The sequence below is a fragment of the Acrocarpospora sp. B8E8 genome, assembly GCF_039871605.1.
Classification (GTDB): Bacteria; Actinomycetota; Actinomycetes; order Streptosporangiales; family Streptosporangiaceae; genus Acrocarpospora; species Acrocarpospora macrocephala.
Genome location: NZ_JBDPLV010000051.1, coordinates 24444 through 37994, shown reverse-complemented (window position 1 = coordinate 37994; position 13551 = coordinate 24444). Strand labels below are relative to the sequence as shown.

At 68.1% G+C, this 13551-nt stretch carries 9 protein-coding genes; 5 read left to right on the top strand and 4 right to left on the bottom strand.

The genetic code is table 11. The features are described from left to right. Nucleotides 1-239: 239 nt before the first annotated feature. The gene (locus tag ABGB08_RS37015; protein WP_347600519.1) at nt 240-2537 is read left to right on the top strand and encodes a tetratricopeptide repeat protein; all 2298 of its coding nucleotides are present in this window, start codon (nt 240-242) and stop codon (nt 2535-2537) included. A gap of 88 nt (nt 2538-2625) precedes the next feature. Beyond that, nucleotides 2626-4794 (top strand): helicase-associated domain-containing protein, encoded by a 2169-nt coding sequence (locus ABGB08_RS37010; protein ID WP_347600516.1) that lies wholly within the window; start codon nt 2626-2628, stop codon nt 4792-4794. A gap of 6 nt (nt 4795-4800) precedes the next feature. On the opposite strand, the gene ABGB08_RS37005 is transcribed toward ABGB08_RS37010, so the two are convergent. Both ABGB08_RS37005 and ABGB08_RS37000 read right to left on the bottom strand, forming a co-directional pair. Next, the gene (locus ABGB08_RS37005; RefSeq protein WP_347600513.1) at nt 4801-5592 is read right to left on the bottom strand and encodes an ABC transporter permease; all 792 of its coding nucleotides are present in this window, start codon (nt 5590-5592) and stop codon (nt 4801-4803) included. Beyond that, complete coding sequence (locus tag ABGB08_RS37000; RefSeq protein ID WP_347600510.1) at nt 5589-6521, bottom strand: ATP-binding cassette domain-containing protein; 933 nt, start codon at nt 6519-6521, stop codon at nt 5589-5591. The genes ABGB08_RS37005 and ABGB08_RS37000 overlap by 4 nt, the downstream gene beginning before the upstream one ends. Nucleotides 6522-6631: 110 nt before the next feature. On the opposite strand from ABGB08_RS37000, the gene ABGB08_RS36995 reads away from it, so the two are divergent. Beyond that, the gene (locus ABGB08_RS36995) at nt 6632-7309 is read left to right on the top strand and encodes a TetR/AcrR family transcriptional regulator (RefSeq protein ID WP_347600507.1); all 678 of its coding nucleotides are present in this window, start codon (nt 6632-6634) and stop codon (nt 7307-7309) included. Between the two features lie 133 nt (nt 7310-7442). Here ABGB08_RS36995 and ABGB08_RS36990 read toward each other — a convergent pair whose 3' ends face one another. Next, complete coding sequence (locus ABGB08_RS36990; protein ID WP_347600504.1) at nt 7443-8003, bottom strand: Chromate resistance protein ChrB; 561 nt, start codon at nt 8001-8003, stop codon at nt 7443-7445. 92 nt (nt 8004-8095) lie between these two features. Between ABGB08_RS36990 and ABGB08_RS36985 the strand changes: the two genes are divergently transcribed. Beyond that, on the top strand, nt 8096-8866 hold the full coding sequence (locus ABGB08_RS36985; RefSeq protein WP_155354429.1) for a TMEM165/GDT1 family protein: 771 nt from the start codon (nt 8096-8098) through the stop codon (nt 8864-8866). Further along, nucleotides 8863-9072, top strand: coding sequence for a hypothetical protein (locus tag ABGB08_RS36980; RefSeq protein WP_347600501.1), 210 nt, complete (start codon nt 8863-8865; stop codon nt 9070-9072). The genes ABGB08_RS36985 and ABGB08_RS36980 overlap by 4 nt, the downstream gene beginning before the upstream one ends. Nucleotides 9073-9171: 99 nt before the next feature. On the opposite strand, the gene ABGB08_RS36975 is transcribed toward ABGB08_RS36980, so the two are convergent. Then, the gene (locus ABGB08_RS36975; protein ID WP_347600498.1) at nt 9172-13509 is read right to left on the bottom strand and encodes a discoidin domain-containing protein; all 4338 of its coding nucleotides are present in this window, start codon (nt 13507-13509) and stop codon (nt 9172-9174) included. Nucleotides 13510-13551: the final 42 nt, after the last annotated feature.

The window sequence follows — 13551 nt, the reverse complement described above, 5'->3', positions numbered from 1 at the left end:
AGTCGTGGTGGTGGCGCGGCCCGGAAAGTCGAACGCCAGGCTCGCGGCTCGATCCGGTCGGCTGATGGTCGGCATCAACCCCTCCTCGTCTTCCGACCGGCTGGTGCCGAATCGATACGGCATACCTATCACCGCACGCCCGCAACCGTCAAAGCCCGCTCTCACCTGCTCGCACGTCTCGACGACCGCGTGCGACCTTATGCGATGACCGAGCCAGGCTGCAGTTCTATTGTCTGGGTATGGATCTGCTGACTGCCGCGGCCTCGCTCGCCGGGGTCGCCGCGCTCGGGGTTGGCGCGTGGCAGCTTCGGGTGGCGGTGCTGGATCGTCGCGATGCCCGGCGTGTGCGCAGCGGACCAGGGCGTTCCGCCTATCCCACAGGCGCGCTTCCGGTCGCGGCGCCCTACGGTCGTCTTCCGGTCGAGGTTCTGGGCCGTGACGGTCTCAAGGCCGAGTTGAGGAGCGCGCTGAGGCGCGGCGGCAGGCGTACTCCCGATGCCTTGGTGCTGGCCGGGATGGGGGGTGTCGGTAAGTCGACGGTGGCGTTGTGGCTGGCTGCGGAGTTCCGTCGGCGTGGGCGGTCCGTATGGTGGGTGAACGTCGCGGATTCGGTGTCGTTGCGGGGCGGGATCGTGGAGATCCTTCGACGGCTGGACGCGCCCGAATCGCTCCTGCGGGAGGTGAGTGATGCCGAGCCGACCGCGGCCGACCGGTTCTGGTTATTCCTGGCCGAGCGCCCGGCCGGGAGCCGCAAGGCCCTGCTGGTGTTCGACAACGCCGACGTACCGGCTGTGCTGGCCGCCGACGGCAGGTCGACGCCCGCGGACGGCGCTGGTTGGGTACGGGGAGGCGGGGACGTCTTCACGCTGGTGACCACACGGGTGGGCGATCCCCAGGTCTGGGGAAGGGGCGTGCGGGTGGTGCCGCTGAAGGTTCTCGATGACGTCGCGGCGGCGGCGGTGCTTCGGGGAGCCGCTCCGGACATCCCCGATCCGGACGGGCGGGAGGCGATGGAGTTCGCCCGGCGTCTGGGTGGGCTGCCCCTCGCGCTGCATCTGGCGGAGGTGCATCTGACCTCTCCGTTCGCGCGGTGGCGCACCTTCGCGGACTACCGGCGGGCGCTGGACAGCGGTCAGGCGGGGGTCGCCGAATTGCCCGCCGCGCGTTCCGACGCGCGGGCGACGGTCTCGCGAACCTGGGAGCTTTCGCTCGACGCGCTCGCCGACCAGGGCGTGGAGCGGGCGCGGGAGATGCTCTACCTGCTGGCCTGCTTCGCGCCGACCACGCCGATCCCGATGGCCCTGCTCGGCTCGGCGGTGACGGAGAGCAGCCTGCGCGCTCTGGCCGAGCTGGCATTGATCGAGGCAGTTCCGGTGCCGGGGGGCCTGCCCGACCTTGCGCTCCATCCGGTGGTGGCCGACACCTGCCGGGCGCGGATGACGGAGGACACCTCGATTCCGGAGCTGGCCGTGGGGCTGGTCAGCGACGCCGCCGGGGCGCTGGACGTCGAACGTCCCGCGGACTGGCCGCAATGGGAGAGGCTGATCCCCCATGTGGAGGCGCTTCTCGTCTGGGCGGCCCCTCATCTGGGCGAACCGGCGCTGCTGCGCTTGTCGGACGCCGCGGGCAGCGCGGTCTACTCCCTGTGGCTGATCGGGAACAAGGAGGGGGCGGGCGGTGCGGAGATGGCACGCGTCCGGCTCGCCGCGGTGTCCCGGCTCGGAAACCGGCATCCCGAAGTGATCGAAGCCCGCCACACTCTTGGTGTCACCATGGTCTCCCGAGGCCGCTTCCGCGAAGCCGAAGACCTGTTCCGCGCCACCCTTGAGGACCGGCGGAGCGTACTGGGCGATGCTGATCCGGGCACGCTCCTCACCAGAGATCAGCTCATTGGGGCGATCCTGGCTCAGGGCCGGTACGGCGAAGCCGAACAGATGTACCGCGACCTGATCGCCGACCAGGAGACGTTCCTGGGTCCCGAACACAACGACACGTTGACGACCATCGTCGATCTCGCCTGGTCAGTGGGTGTGCAGGGCGATGCGGAAGAAGCCGCGAACCTCTGCCGCCGAGCGCTGGAGATCGACCGCCGCGTCCTGGGCGATGAACATCCCAGAACGCTCGATGCCTGGGCGGATCTGGCCCACTGGACCAACGAAGGCGGCGCACACCAGGACGCCGAAGACATGGGCGCCGAAGTCGTGGACACCGTGTCTCGCGTACTGGGCGCCGAGCATCCGCTGACGCTGACAACCAGGGCGACCCTGGCCCGCACGCGCGCGGCACTGGGCCGCGCGGCCGAGGCCGAAAGCATGCTCCGCGACGTCCTGGCCACCATGGAGCAGGTCCTCAGCGACTCCGACGCCCGGCTGCTCACCACCCGCCGCGATCTCGCCAACGTGCTCACCGCCCAAGGCCACACCCACCAGGCGGACCGAATCTATCGCCAGGTCCTCCACCGCCAGCAGCGATATCTCGGCCCAGCCCATCCCGAGACGCTCAAAACGGACCATCTGCTAGCCCTCCATACGCGCTGACCGCGATGCCTCTGTCCCACCGAGCCGCACCTCTACCCTTTCGACAATCGGGCTCTCGGAAATCGACAAAGCTGGGTAGGGTGCGTCAGTGAGTACGGAACGCCATCTGACGGCTTGGCTGAAGGCCAAGGCTCCAGGCGAGTTGCGGGCCCTCTTGGCCGGAGCCGGATTTGTCAGCAATGGGGACGTTTCGCCGCGTGATCTTGCTCGGCTGCTGCTTCAGTATCCGGTGGCGTTGAACGCTCTCAACTCCTGCACGCTTCCCGAGGTCGAGGCGCTGTCGGCGGTGGCCTGGCTGGCCGCACGGCGGCACGGGGATCTGCCTAGCCATTACTGGCATGGTCATGATCCTGGGGATCGTGCGGTGCCGCGTGCCGATGTGGTCGGGCTTCTGGCCGGGTCCGAGCCGGGGGCGCGTGCGGATGCGGAGGCCGTTCTGGATGGGCTGGCCGGCAAGGTGCTGGTGCTCCCGCCGTACGGGGAGTCGGTGGTCGTGCCGAACGCGGTGCACCTGCATCTCACTGACGCGGCGGGGCTGGGCCGTGCGGCGGGCGAGCTCATGACCGCGCATTTCAACGCGCCGGAGGTGCATCGGATCGCGGGTGGGCTTGGGCTGGCCAAGGTGGGGACGCGTGAGGTCGCGCAGCGGAACGTGCTTGCGGTGTTGACCGATCAGGCTCGGGTGCGCGCGCTGCTTGCCGATGGGCCTGCTGCCGTGCGGGAGTGGCTGGCGAATATTGTCCGGAACGGCGCGCGGGTTCGGACTCATGTGTTCAAGACCGATGCGTACACCGCCAAGTCCAGTTTCCGGGCGGCGGGCTCGGCCGACGCGAACACGGAGTGGCTGGCGGCGCGAGGGCTGCTGCTGCCGACCGGGGCGCCCGAGGTGGCGGAGGTGCCGATCGAGGTGGCCACGGCGGTGCTCGGGGAACCGCGTGCCCGTTTTCATCCGCGGCCGCCCTCGCCTCCGCTGGAGCTGCCGGATATATCCGGCGCTGATGGTTCCGCTCAGGCCGCCGCGCTCGCCGCCGTCTCCCAGATCGATCGGCTTATCGCCGCGTGCGCCGTCCAGCCTCCCTCCGTACGCAAGTCCGGTGGGCTCGCGGTGCGTGACACCAAACGCCTGGCCAAGACGCTCGGGCTGGCCGAGGAGATCACCCGGTTCTGGCTGGACCTGACGGTTCAGGCCGGTTTGCTTGGCGCGCACGCCGAGCCGGTTCCGCGGCCCAAGGGCCATCGTGGCAAGCTTCCGGATCCGGTCGTGACGCTGCTGCCCACCTCGGCGTACGACGAGTGGCGGACCGGGCGGACGGAGGAACGGCTGGTCAGGATCATCGTCGGGTGGGCGAGCGTGGACGCGATCTTCACCTACACGGCGGATCAGGACGGGCCGCCCGTGGCCCTCACCGAGCCGGACCACCCCTACGCGGTCGGCGTCCGGCACGCGGTGCTAGAAGCGCTTGCCGCGTTGCCTGCCGGAAAGGGCAGTGGTCCGGAGGCTCTGCCTTACCTCGTCGCTCGCGCCACCTGGCACCGGCCCCATCACGCCGCCGACATGCCCGACATCATGGGATGCCTGACCGCGACCCTCCGGGAGGCCGAACTGCTCGGGGTCGTCGCGCGCGGCGCGCTGACCCAGCTGGGGCACGCCCTGCTCGACCTGCTCCGCGCGCCGGAAACATCCGATCCGTCGACGGAAGCGCTCGTCGCAGCCCTGGCCGGCATGCTTCCGGCCCCGCAGGTCACCGCCTTCTTCCAGGCCGACCTGACCGCCGTCGTACGGGGAACGCCCGAGGCGGCGCTGGCCGACCTGCTGGACGGGATGGCGGCACGCGAGTCCGAAGGACACGCGGTGGTCTGGCGGTTCAGCCCGGCGAGCGTACGCCACGCACTCGACCTGGGTCATGACGCCACCGACCTGCTCGAACGCCTCGCCGCGGTCGCCGAAGCGCCCCTGCCGCAGCCCTTCGAATACCTGATCAAGGACGTCGGCCGGGTCCACGGGCGGATGCGGGTGGTCCGCTCGGGCTGTTGCATCCGCTCCGACGACGAGACCCTCATCGACGAGCTCGCGGGCACGCGCGCGCTCCGTGCGCTGGGCCTGCGCAAGATCGCTCCCACCGTGCTGATCAGCTCGGTCGGCGAGGCGGAGACCCTCACCGCCCTGCGCGCCGCAGGCCACACCCCGGTGCTCGAAGCCGAGACAGGCGCGACGGTGGTCGAACGAACCGCCACCCGCCGCGCCAACCTCTCGTGACCGCGTCTACTGGGTGCGGTCACGGTTGAAGTTCTTCCTGGCCCAGAGGAATCCGACGATCGAGAGCCCGACGCACCAGGCGATGGCGATCACCGCGTTGTGGCCGATCGGGCTGCCCATGAGCAGGCCGCGAAGCGTCTCGATGATGGGCGTGAAGGGCTGATATTCGGCGAACTGGCGTACGCCGTTGGGCATGGATTCGGTGGGCACGATCCCGCTGCCGACGAACGGAAGCATGATCAGCGGGAAGGGGGCGTTGCTGGCCGCGTCCAGGGTCTTGGCCGCGACGCCGAATGCCACGCCCAGCCAGGTGAGCGCGAAGGTGGCCAAGGCCAGGAGACCGATCGCTATGATCCATTCACCGAGTCCCGCGAGCGGCCGGAAGCCCATCAGGAGCGCCACCCCGAAGATCAGCGCCATGCTGGTCAAGGTCTGCATCATGCTGGAGACGACGCGCGCGATCAGGATCGAGGGGTGGAAGATCGCCATGGTACGGAATCGGGCGAGGATCCCCTCGGTCATGTCGACGTTGACCGACGAGGACGTTCCGAGGGAGCCGGTGGCGGCGGTCATCACGACCAGACCGGGCACGATGTAGTCGATGTAGTTGGTGCTGCCGTTGCCCAGGTTGGCGACGGACGTGCCCAGGGCGCCGCCGAAGACGTACACGAAAAGCAGCAGGAAGAGGAGCGGGAAGCCGACGACGAAGATGGCGGACGTCGGGTAGCGCAGGATCTTCTTGAGATCGCGGCGCAGCATCGTGATCGAATCGGTTACCGCGTGGGACCTGGTGCTCATGCCGAGGCCTTCCTTTCCATATTTCCGGTCAGGGCCAGGAACACATCGTCGAGATCGGGGGTGTGCAGGGAGAGGTTCTCGACGGCGACCGAGGCACCGTCGAGCTGGTTGAGCACCGACCGCAGCGTCGCGACGGCGCCGTCGCTGGGGACGTGCAGGCTGAGGTCGTCGTCATGGCGGGTCACGTGGCCCAGGACGCGGGCGGCGGCGTCCATGGCGGCGACGTCGGCGAAGCGCAGGGCGATGCTGCCGCCCGGCACGCGGCGCTTGAGTTCCTCGGCGGTGCCTTCGGCCACGAGCCTGCCGTGGTCGAGGACCGCGATCCGGTCGGCGAGGTGGTCGGCTTCCTCCAGGTACTGCGTGGTGAGGAAGATCGTGACGCCGTCGGCGACGAGATCGCGGATGAGCTGCCACATCCCTCGGCGGCTGCGCGGGTCCAGACCGGTGGTGGGCTCGTCGAGGAAGATGACGCGGGGCGAGCCGACCAGGGTCATGGCCAGGTCCAACCGGCGGCGCATCCCGCCCGAATAGGTGATGACCGGCTTCTTCGCCGCCTCCACCAGGTCGAGCCGCTCCAGCAGTTCGGCCGCGCGCCGCCGGCCGTGGCGCCGCTCCAGATGCCACAGGTCGGCCATGAGCAGGAGGTTCTCCTCACCGTTGAGGAGCGTTTCGACGGCCGAGAACTGGCCGGTGACGCCGATCATGGCGCGGACCGCGTCAGGCTCGCGGGCCAGGTCGTGCCCGCCGACGGTCAGCTGACCGCCGTCGGCCTTGATGAGCGTGGTGAGGATCTTGACTGCGGTGGTCTTGCCCGCGCCGTTGGGCCCGAGCAGGGCGAAGATCGTCCCTTCCGCGATGTCCAGGTCGATGCCGTCGAGCACGACATGGTCTCCGTAGGACTTTCTCAACCCTCTGGCGGTGATGGCCATCTGCCCTCCCAAGAAAGACTTGCACAATGTTCAAGAAGGAGCCTAGAGCCGGACTTGAACACTGTGCAAGTCCCTTACTTGAACAATGTGCAATGCCGTATCCTGGGCGCATGCCGCGCGACACGCTGACCACCGAGCGGATCGTCCGGACCGCCATCGAGCTGCTGGACGCCGAAGGTCTGGAAGGCTTGAACATGCGGAGCCTCGGCGAGCGGCTCGGCTCCGCCGCGACGGCGGTCTACTGGCACGTCAAGAGCAAGGACAACCTCGTCAAGCTGGCGGGCGACGAGGTGTGGAACGAGATCGAACTCCCCGATCTCGACGCGGTCGACTGGCGCACGGCGGCCACGACCATGGCCCACAGCCTCTACAACATGATCATCAGGCATCCCTGGCTGGTGATGGCCATGGGCACCCATGTGATGTACGGCCCGGGAAAGTCACGCCACGACGACCACGGTCTCGCGATCTACGAGAGGGCCGGCTTCGTCGGCGCCGACGCGGACCGGGCGATGGCCACGGTGTTCATCTTCGTGCTCGGCATCACCCTCGGCGAGTCGGCCGCGGTCACGCTGACCAGGCGGTTGCGCCGGGAGGGCGGCGACGCGGAGGAGCAGATGAAGGAGATGATGGCGCAGGCCAGCGAGATCGCGATGCGGTTTCCCCGGCTGCACGCCCGCATCGAGGCCGTCCAGGATGCCGGTTACGGCGAGGCGCCCGACAAGAGCCTCGAGTTCGGCCTCCAGGTCATCTTCGACGGCCTCGAAGCCCAACTCGCCGCGCGCTAACGGTCAGCCCGCCTCGCAACGTCGGTATCGCGCTAAACGGTCAGCTCAATTCGCGGCACCCAATCGGCCGCACGCTAACGGTCAGCCCATTTCGCGACGTGGGCTCGAAACCCGACCGGCCACGCGTTGACGATCAGCCCGCCTCGCCGACCCGGTCCGCGACATCGGCCTCGAACTCCTCCAGCAGGCGCTCACATTCGGCCACCCGATCCCGGGCGTGCTCCCGGCCGGGAGCCCCGACCCAGTCGCGGCCTTCCACCTTGCGCAGCCAGCGACGAAGCTTCTCCAGATCCTGCCGGATCTCCTCGGCCTCCTCGAAGGTGTAGTTCTCCCGGTACCGCTCGAACTCGATCTCCTTGAAGAACTTGGTCTCGCACTCCTCGACGATCTCGGCATACTCCTTGGCCGAGTTGGCCCGGAACCCCTCGAGGATCTGCCGGTGCTCGCGCTCGTCCACATCGTCCAGGACGAAGAAGTGGCTGGACCCCTCCAGCTCGGCGATCCGCTCCCGCACCCGATCCAGGGCGGCCCGCAGTTCCTCGCGGTCGGGCAGCACGCAGACCGCCTGCTGCAGGTAGAGCGCGCCGAGCCGCTTGAGATCACGCCAGACGGCGACCCGGGCCTTGGAGGACTGGGACGGCACACGGTAGACGAGCAGCAGCCAGCGCCGCTCGTTCTCGGGTTCCTTCGCCATGGCCAGCAGGCTACCAGCCCGTTGACATGCCGAGCACAATGTAACTATGGTCTCGCTGAAACTTCTGTTACATCTAGAGAGGAAGTCGCATAGTGCAAGGAACGACCTGGGGCCTGGTGGGCTCCACCTTCATCGCGTCGTTCGTGGAGTTCGTCGAGGCGCTGACCATCGTGCTGGCCATGGGATTCACCCGGAGCTGGCGATCGGCGATCGCGGGCACGATCGCCGCGCTGGTGGCCCTGACGGCGTTCACGTTCGCGGCCGGTTACGCGCTGAGCACCTGGCTTCCAGAGGCGGCGCTCCAACTGGTCGTGGGCACGCTGCTGCTGATCTTCGGTTTGCAGTGGCTGCGCAAGGCGACGCTGCGCTCCAGCGGGTTGAAGGCGTTGCACGACGAGACCGAGGAGTTCGCCAACCAGGCCGCCGCCGCCCGCGCGGCCGGTTCTGACCGGCGTTTCGGCATCGACACCTTCGCCTTCGTCGTCTCGTTCAAGGGCGTCTTCCTGGAAGGCGTCGAGGTGGTCTTCGTGGTCATCACCTTCGGCCTGAGCGCCGGCAACATGGGCGGCGCCGTGTGGGGCGCGGTCGCGGCCGGAGCTCTCGTGCTCGTGCTCGGCGCCGTACTGCACCGCCCCCTCTCCATGATCCCCGAGAACACCCTCAAGTACGGCGTGGGCCTGCTGCTGGCCGCCTTCGGCACTTACTGGGCGGTTGAAGGCCTCGGCGTGCTCAGTTCCGAACACCACAGCCTGGAGTGGCCCGGCGGCGACCTGGCCATCCTGGTCCTGCTGGCCGGCTGGCTGCTGCTCTCCCGGCTCCTCGTCGCCACCCTGCCCCTGCTGCGTAAGGAGATGGCCCGATGACATTCCTCAAGGCCTTGGGACGGTTCTGGTACGACTTCATCATCGGCGACGACTGGAAGATCGCGACAGCGGTGCTCACCGCGCTGGCGCTCACCGCCATAGCCATGACGACCGGGCTGCTCTCCGGCTCCATCCTGGTCATCGCCGGCGCGATCGCGCTCTTCCTGTTCTTCGTGGTGAGCATGGTGGTCGATGTGCGCAAGTGAGGCCATGACATCTCTTGGTGTCTTGCGATCAGAACTTTGGGCTGACACAACAAACCGGCCATGCGGGGCGGTGCCCGCATGGCCGGTCGATCGGGCCGGCTAGTTGATCACGAAGGTGGAGCCGGGCTGGATCACGATGTTGCCGGTGGCCGAGTTGGTGATGGCCACGTTGGTCAGCGTCGCGCTGCCCCGCGCGCCGCTCATGGCCAGGATTCCGGCGCCGTTGTTGGATTTGTCGATCTTGACGTTGGTGATGGCGACGTTCGGCACCTCGCCGCCGCCGGTCTTGAACTGGATGCCGTCATAGGTGGAGTCGAAGATGTCGGTGTCGCGGATCGTGACGCCGGGGATGGGCTGACTCTGGGCGAACAGGGTGATCGCGCCGAACTCCTGGTCCTCGTTCCAGAAGACGCCGCCCGCGCGGTAGAGCGCGTTGTTGGCGATCAGCGTCTGGCCGGAGAAGGGCAGCGGGTCGTGGTCGGTCGCCAGCATGATGCCGGGGTAGTTCATGGTGTCGTAGATGAGGTTGTTCTCGATCTTGTTGCCGAACCCGCCGTAGATCGCGATGCCGTTGGCGCGCCACGGCAGCTGGATCGTGTTGTTGATGAACTGGTTGTCGTGGGCGACATCGATCGCCTGGTTCTTCACGAACTTGTTCGCCCACACCGCCAGCGAGTCGTCCCCGGTCGTACGGAACGAGGAGTTGAACACCTTGGAGTTGCGCGTGCCGTTGGTGAAGTTGATGCCGTCCGCGTAGGTGTTGCGGATCCGCATGCTGGTGAACTCCAGGCCGTCGCCCGGTCCCCACAGGTCGGGGATGTTGTCGAAGTCGCGGCCGACCCAGACACCCACGTTGGCGTGCTCGATCCAGACATTGCTGATCTTCGTGTTGAGGCCGAACCGGCCGTTCAGGCCGACGCCGCCCTCGGCGTTGCCGTCGCCGCCGCGAATGCGGCCGGAACCGAAGATGGCGATGTCGGAGATCTGCACGTTGTTGTCGATGTCGAAGCCGAAGTTGCCCTCGTGCGGGTGGTTGATGCTGCCCTGGGCCAGGTGCGGCTCGGTCAGCGTGTACAGCTGGGAGTGCCACATGCCCGCGCCGCGGATCGTGACGTTGCTGATGCCCACCTGGTTGAACTGGCCCCGGTTGAGCGGGTCGTCGGTGAGGATCTTCTTCTCCTGGCGCCACTGGCCCGCCGGGATCCAGACGCAGCTGATGACGCCGTTCTGGTCGTCGGTGACGGCGCGCTGGATGGCGGTGGTGTCGTCGAGCCCGTCGTTGGGGATGGCGCCGTAGGTCGTGATCGAGGTGCAGCCGGCCGGCTGGCTGGTCGGCGGGGCCACCTGCTCCAGGTCGATCATGTCGATGATGTAGAAGGGCGCGTTGTCGGTCCCGTCGCGCTGCAGGCGGAACTTGGTGCCGACCGGGTAGCTCTGCGCGAGCAGCGCGTGCGACTCGTCGAACAGCCGCCGGGCGTCGGCCTGCGGGGTGTTCGTCAGGCCTTCTGGCTGGTCGGTGTTCCCGTAGAGCCAGCTGTGGCGCGAGGACAGGTTCAGCTTCTGGGCGAAGGTTCCGTTGATGTAGAGGCTGATCGTGGCGTCCATGCCGCCGCCACCCGGGGCGTCGGGGATGGAGTTGCGGACCACGATCGAGTTGGCCTGGTTGGTGGAGGTGAACTCGACGAACTGGCCGGTGCTGTTCAGGCGGACCGACTGGCGGCCAGAGGACTCGGTGGCGAAGTTGGTGTGCCCGAAGGTGCGCAGGGCGTCGGCCGTCAGCAGGGTGCCCTGGTAGCTGGCGGATTCGGCCTCGTACTCGACGTACGGGACGGCCGCGCCGCGCCCGACCACGATGGCCTGCGAGAGCGTGTTGTTGCCCTCGTTGGTCTCGGCGACCACGTTGGTCGCGTCGGCGGTGGCGGTGATGGTGGCGCCGCCGCTGGTGGCGGTCCAGCTGCCGGTGACGGCCACGTTCGCGGTGGCCCCGGCGGCGATCGACGCGGTGTTGGTGTTGAGCGTGGTCCCGCCCACCGACAGCCGGGTGACGGTGGTCGCGCCCGACGCGGTGGTGCCCCGGTTGTTGACGGCCACGGTGAAGGTGACCTGGGATCCGACGGCCGGGTTCGGCGGGTTGGAGGTGATGCCCGTGACCTGCAGGTCAGGGCCGGGAGCCTGGGTGACCACCAGCGGCGTGGGCGCCACGAAGGTGTTGTTGGTCTCGTTCTGCTCGAAGACGGTGTTGTCGGCGTCCACCCGGGCGCTGACCTCGTAGCTGCCCATCGCGCGGGTGCCGATGTTCGCGGTCACCGTCGCGGTGGCGTTGACGGCCAGGGCGGGGATGTCTGCGGTGCCGACAAGCGCGCCGCTGAGGGAGAAGTTGACGCTGTCCGCGGCGGAGGCGGCGGTGCCGGAGTTCCGGACCGTGGCCGACAGGGTGATCGCGTTGGTCTCGTTCGGCGTCGGCGGGGTCCAGGACAGGGCTGTGACCGTAAGGTCGGGGTTGGGGGCGGGCACGCCGAACACCTGGAACTCGGCGACCTGGCCGCCGGGCGCGCCGGTGTTGCTGTTGATTCTCAGCTGTACGTCGGCGACGGTCGCGCTCAGGTTGATGGTGACCGAGTTGCCGCCGGAGGCCGGGTTGAAGGTGTAGTTGGCGGCCGAGACCAGGTTGGTGTAGCCGGTCGCGCTCTGCTCGCGGCCCAGCACCTGGATGTTCTGGGTACGGGTGCCCCATTCGGTGCCCGGGTTGAGCTTCAGCACGACCGAGCTGACCACGGCGTTGGAGCCGAGCTTGACGGTCAGCGTGTTCGGGAAGGCGCCGGAGTTGGCCTCCCAGTAGGTGGCCGTGTTGTTGTCGTTGGCGTTGGCGGCGACGAATGTGTGCACGTGGCCGGACTCCACCATTTCCTTGCCGATGGCGAGGTTGGAGCCGGGGTCGCCGGTGCCGTTACGGGTCACGCTGTTGGAGTTGCCCGACAGGTTGCCCGCCGCGTCCTTGGCCCGCACGAAGTAGGTCACGGTCGCGCTGTCCGGCTGCGTGTCGGTGTACGTCAGGATATTTCCGGCGACGCTGGCGCGGAGGGTGTTGTTGGCGTAGATGTCGTAGCCCGTGACGCCGACGTTGTCGGTCGAGGCGGTCCAGGTCAGGCGGATCTGGCCGGCGCCCGGCTGGGTGAACGCCAGGTTGCCCGGCACGCTCGGGTTCTGCGTGTCGCCGCCGGGCGTGCCGTTGCGGGTCACGGTGGTGGAGTTGCCCGACAGGTTGCCCGCCGCGTCCTTGGCCCGGACGTAGTACGTCACCGTGGCCGTGGACGGCTGAGTGTCGGTGTATGTCGTGACATTTCCGACGCTGGCCCGGAGCTGGTTGTTGGCGTAGATGTCGTAGCCGGTTACGCCCACGTCGTCGGTGGAAGCGGTCCAGGTCAGCCGGATCTGGTCGCCGCCCGGCTCGGTGAAGGCCAGGTTGGTCGGCACGCTCGGCGGCTGGGTGTCGGTGCCGGCTGGGGCGTACACCTCGAATTCGGAGATCTGCCCGGCCGCCCAGCCGGTGTTGCCGGTGATGTTCAGCCGGACGTACCGGGTGGAGGCGGGATTGAAGGTGATCGTCACCGTGTTGCCGCTGGCCGGGTTGAACACGTACCCCGCCGAGCCGACGATGTCGGTGAAGGTCGTGCCGTTCTGGCTGCCCTGCACGGCGAGCGTCTGCGTACGGGTGGCCCAGCCGGTCGCGGGCAGCTTGAGCACGACCCGGTTCACGGTCACCGACGAGCCGAGGTCGACCTGCAGCCACTCGGGGAAGACGTTGTTGGTGCTCTCCCAGTAGGTGGCCTGGTTACCGTCGTTGGCGTTGCTCGCGACATAGTTCTGCGAGACGCTGCTGCCGGTCATGGTCCGGCCGGAGGCGAGGTTGCTGCCACCGCCGCCGGCGCCGTAGATCTCGAACTCGGAGATCTGCGCGGCGGGCCAGCCGGTGTTGGCGGTGACGTTAACCCGCCAGTACCGGTGACTCGCGGCCGTGAAGTTGATCGTGACCGTGTTCCCGGTCACCGGGTTGAACGTGTAGCTCGCCGAGGCCACGACCGTGCTGAAGGTGTTCCCGTCGGCACCGCCCTGCACGGAAAGCGTCTGGTTACGCGTCTGCCAGGCGGAATCACCCGGCACCTTCAGCACGATCTGGTCGACACTGGTGGCGGCGCCGAGATCGATCCGCGCCCACTGCGGGAAGACGTTGTTGGCGCTCTCCCAGTAGGTGGCCTGGTTGCCGTCGTTGACGGCCGACACCGCGTGTCCGCCGGTGGCACTACTGGCCAGGGTCGCCTTTCCCAGCGACAGGTTGGGCCCGCCCGCGGCGGAGGCCGGCACGACCGACCCCCACCCGAGCAGCCCGGCGGCGAGCACCGTCGCCACCAGCCGTAACGGCATGTTCAGCTTCCTCATTCGCGTTCTTCTTCTCTCGTCAGGCACGACTGGACCGGGTCT

Bases quoted from the DNA above. Each gene is read 5' to 3' on its own strand.
- ABGB08_RS37015 (WP_347600519.1), top strand. From the start codon at position 240: ATGGATCTGCTGACTGCCGCGGCCTCGCTCGCCGGGGTCGCCGCGCTC.
- ABGB08_RS37005 (WP_347600513.1), bottom strand. From the start codon at position 5,592: ATGAGCACCAGGTCCCACGCGGTAACCGATTCGATCACGATGCTGCGC.
- ABGB08_RS37000 (WP_347600510.1), bottom strand. From the start codon at position 6,521: ATGGCCATCACCGCCAGAGGGTTGAGAAAGTCCTACGGAGACCATGTC.
- ABGB08_RS36995 (WP_347600507.1), top strand. From the start codon at position 6,632: ATGCCGCGCGACACGCTGACCACCGAGCGGATCGTCCGGACCGCCATC.
- ABGB08_RS36990 (WP_347600504.1), bottom strand. From the start codon at position 8,003: ATGGCGAAGGAACCCGAGAACGAGCGGCGCTGGCTGCTGCTCGTCTAC.
- ABGB08_RS36980 (WP_347600501.1), top strand. From the start codon at position 8,863: ATGACATTCCTCAAGGCCTTGGGACGGTTCTGGTACGACTTCATCATC.
- ABGB08_RS36975 (WP_347600498.1), bottom strand. From the start codon at position 13,509: ATGAGGAAGCTGAACATGCCGTTACGGCTGGTGGCGACGGTGCTCGCC.